This is a genomic window from Vibrio sp. 03_296, from assembly GCF_002265885.1.
Genome location: NZ_NPKW01000518.1, coordinates 1 through 920, shown reverse-complemented (window position 1 = coordinate 920; position 920 = coordinate 1). Strand labels below are relative to the sequence as shown.

2 pseudogenes are annotated in these 920 nt (G+C 43.3%); both read left to right on the top strand.

From position 1 onward, the window contains the following. Positions 1-316, top strand: a pseudogene (locus tag CIK04_RS25860) (dihydropteroate synthase); the annotation flags it as partial. Positions 317-318: 2 nt separating this feature from the next. Beyond that, positions 319-920 (top strand): annotated as a pseudogene (gene glmM / locus CIK04_RS25855) (phosphoglucosamine mutase); the annotation flags it as partial.

Here is a 920-nt window from a genome sequence, read left to right as displayed (position 1 = left end):
GAGCTGCTTATTCTTGACCCTGGATTGKTTTGGCAAAACCATCGAACACAATTATCATCTGTTAGCGCACTTAGAAGCGTTTCATCAATTGGGCTTGCCGATTTTGGCGGGCATGTCTCGCAAATCGATGGTTTTTAAATTACTGAACAAAAAGCCTGCAGAGTGCATGGTGGCTAGTGTAACATGTGCGACGATTGCTGCTATGAAAGGCGCTCAGATCATTCGTGTTCATGATGTCGAAGAAACCGTTGAAGCGATGCGAGATTATTCAATGATGCATAAAATATCTGAGTTAAAAGAATATAAGAAGGAATAAACATGTCGGATAAAAGACGTTATTTTGGTACAGATGGTGTTCGTGGGAAAGTAGGCCAGTATCCTATTACTCCCGACTTTGTACTAAAACTTGGCTGGGCTGCAGGTCGTGTATTGGCGAAGCAAGGAACGAAAAAAGTTATTATCGGCAAAGATACGCGTATTTCAGGCTATATGCTTGAGTCTGCTTTAGAGGCGGGGCTTGCAGCTGCGGGTTTAGAAGCGTCTTTACTGGGCCGATGCCAACACCTGCTGTGGCGTACTTGACACAAACATTCCGCGCTGAAGCTGGTATTGTGATCTCGGCTTCTCACAATCCATACTATGACAATGGCATCAAATTTTCTCTTCTGAAGGGACAAAATTACCCGATGATATTGAGTTAGCTATTGAAGCTGAGTTGGATAAAGAAATCGAATGCGTAGAGTCTGCAGAATTAGGTAAAGCGACACGTCTCAACGACGCAGCTGGTCGTTATATTGAATTTTGTAAAAGTACGTTTCCTTCAGAGTTGAGCCTAGCAAAACTTAAAATCGTTGTAGATTGTGCGAATGGTGCAACGTATCACATTGCGCCAAATGTGTTTACTGAGCTGGTGCCGATGT